Consider the following 3,115-nt stretch of genomic DNA (forward strand, 5'->3'; position numbering starts at 1 on the left):
GTTACGCTGTCATAAAACGCGTTTGGCGTTGTATGGTTAAGCCTCACGGGTAATTAGTACAGGTTAGCTTAATGGCTCACACCACTTCCACATCCTGCCTATCAACGTTGTAGTCTTCAACGGCCCTTCAGAGACTTTAAAAGTCTAGTGAGAACTCATCTCGAGGCCTGCTTCGCGCTTAGATGCTTTCAGCGCTTATCAGTTCCGAACGTAGCTACCGGGCAGTGCCATTGGCATGACAACCCGAACACCAGCGGTTCGTTCACTCCGGTCCTCTCGTACTAGGAGCAACCCCTCTCAATTCTCAAACGCCCACGGCAGATAGGGACCGAACTGTCTCACGACGTTCTAAACCCAGCTCGCGTACCACTTTAAATGGCGAACAGCCATACCCTTGGGACCGACTTCAGCCCCAGGATGTGATGAGCCGACATCGAGGTGCCAAACACCGCCGTCGATATGAACTCTTGGGCGGTATCAGCCTGTTATCCCCGGAGTACCTTTTATCCGTTGAGCGATGGCCCTTCCATTCAGAACCACCGGATCACTATGACCTACTTTCGTACCTGCTCGACGTGTCTGTCTCGCAGTTAAGCTGGCTTCTACCATTACACTAACCGTACGATGTCCGACCGTACTTAGCCAACCTTCGTGCTCCTCCGTTACTCTTTGGGAGGAGACCGCCCCAGTCAAACTACCCACCAGGCACTGTCCGTAATCCCGATCAGGGACCAACGTTAGAACATCAACACTACAAGGGTGGTATTTCAAGGACGGCTCCACAAAAACTAGCGTTTCTGCTTCAAAGCCTCCCACCTATCCTACACATGTAGGGTCAATGTTCAGTGCCAAGCTGTAGTAAAGGTTCACGGGGTCTTTCCGTCTAGCCGCGGGTACACAGCATCTTCACTGCGATTTCAATTTCACTGAGTCTCGGGTGGAGACAGCGTGGCCATGGTTACACCATTCGTGCAGGTCGGAACTTACCCGACAAGGAATTTCGCTACCTTAGGACCGTTATAGTTACGGCCGCCGTTTACCGGGGCTTCGATCAAGAGCTTCGTCCGAAAACTAACCCCATCAATTAACCTTCCGGCACCGGGCAGGTGTCACACCGTATACGTCATCTTGCGATTTTGCACAGTGCTGTGTTTTTAATAAACAGTCCCAGCCACCTGGTCACTGCGGCTCCCGTCCGCTTAGAGAGCAAGTCTCATCACAGATAGGAGCGTACCTTCTCCCGAAGTTACGGTACAATTTTGCCTAGTTCCTTCACCCGAGTTCTCTCAAGCGCCTTAGTATTCTCTACCTGACCACCTGTGTCGGTTTGGGGTACGATTCGGTATAATCTGAAGCTTAGAGGCTTTTCCTGGAAGTATGGCATCAACAACTTCACACCCTTGGGTGCTCGTCTCGTGTCTCAGTCTTAAGAGTCCGGATTTTCCTAAGTCACCAACCTACTCACTTTCACATGGACAACCAACGCCATGCTTGTTTAGCCTGCTCCGTCCCCCCATCGCAATTATACCAAGTACGGGAATATTAACCCGTTTCCCATCGACTACGCCTTTCGGCCTCGCCTTAGGGGTCGACTTACCCTACCCTGATTAACATGGGATAGGAACCCTTGGTCTTCCGGCGTGCGGGTTTTTCACCCGCATTATCGTTACTCATGTCAGCATTCGCACTTCTGATACCTCCAGCAAACCTCCCGGTTCACCTTCAACGGCTTACAGAACGCTCCCCTACCACTCAAACAAAGTTTGAATCCGCAGCTTCGGTGCATAGTTTAGCCCCGTTACATCTTCCGCGCAGACCGACTCGACCAGTGAGCTATTACGCTTTCTTTAAAGGATGGCTGCTTCTAAGCCAACCTCCTGGCTGTCTGGGCCTTTCCACATCGTTTCCCACTTAACTATGACTTTGGGACCTTAGCTGGCGGTCTGGGTTGTTTCCCTCTTCACGACGGACGTTAGCACCCGCCGTGTGTCTCCCGGATAGTACTTTACGGTATTCGGAGTTTGCAAAGGGTTGGTAAGTCGGGATGACCCCCTAGCCTTAACAGTGCTCTACCCCCGTAAGTATTCGTCCGAGGCTCTACCTAAATAGATTTCGGGGAGAACCAGCTATCTCCCGGTTTGATTAGCCTTTCACTCCTAGCCACAGGTCATCCCCTAACTTTTCAACGTTAGTGGGTTCGGTCCTCCAGTTGATGTTACTCAACCTTCAACCTGCCCATGGCTAGATCACCGGGTTTCGGGTCTATACCTTGCAACTATACGCCCAGTTAAGACTCGGTTTCCCTACGGCTACCCTAATCGGTTAACCTCGCTACAAAATATAAGTCGCTGACCCATTATACAAAAGGTACGCAGTCACCCTCGAAGGGCTCCTACTGCTTGTACGTACACGGTTTCAGGTTCTATTTCACTCCCCTCACAGGGGTTCTTTTCGCCTTTCCCTCACGGTACTGGTTCACTATCGGTCAGTTGGGAGTATTTAGCCTTAGATGATGGTCCACCTATATTCAGTCAAAGTTTCACGTGCTCCGACCTACTCGATTTCACTTAAGATGCATTTTCGTGTACGGGACTATCACCCTGTATCGTCAAACTTTCCAGAATGTTCCACTAACACATAATAAGCTTAAGGGCTGGTCCGGTTTCGCTCGCCGCTACTTCCGGAATCTCGGTTGATTTCTGTTCCTACGGGTACTTAGATGTTTCAGTTCTCCGCGTTCGCCTCTTACACCTATGTATTCAGTGCAAGATACCTGCAAGCAGGTGGGTTTCCCCATTCGGAAATCCTAGTCTCAAGCGCTTTTTACTAGCTTGACTAGGCTTATCGCAAGTTAATACGTCCTTCATCGCCTCCAACTGCCAAGGCATCCACCGTGTACGCTTAGTCACTTAACCATACAACCCAAACGGGTCTTTGTTAGTGACAGCTGTTAACTTCGCCAGAAGTTAATTCATCAAATAATGATGAGAATACTAAAGTAGATACCGATTAATCATTGCTGATTAACTGGCATATTTTTTACTTTTGAAAACTCTTTATAGATACGAATATCTATAAGAATTTTAATATCAGCTTTCCAAATTTTTAAAGAGCA

1 rRNA gene is annotated in these 3,115 nt (G+C 49.3%); it reads right to left on the bottom strand.

The features are described from left to right. Nucleotides 1-32: 32 nt before the first annotated feature. Nucleotides 33-2,915, bottom strand: a 23S ribosomal RNA gene (locus tag HUS62_RS22115). Nucleotides 2,916-3,115: the final 200 nt, after the last annotated feature.

The organism is Pseudoalteromonas sp. 0303, from assembly GCF_013349995.1.
In the GTDB taxonomy this organism is placed as follows: Bacteria; Pseudomonadota; Gammaproteobacteria; order Enterobacterales; family Alteromonadaceae; genus Pseudoalteromonas.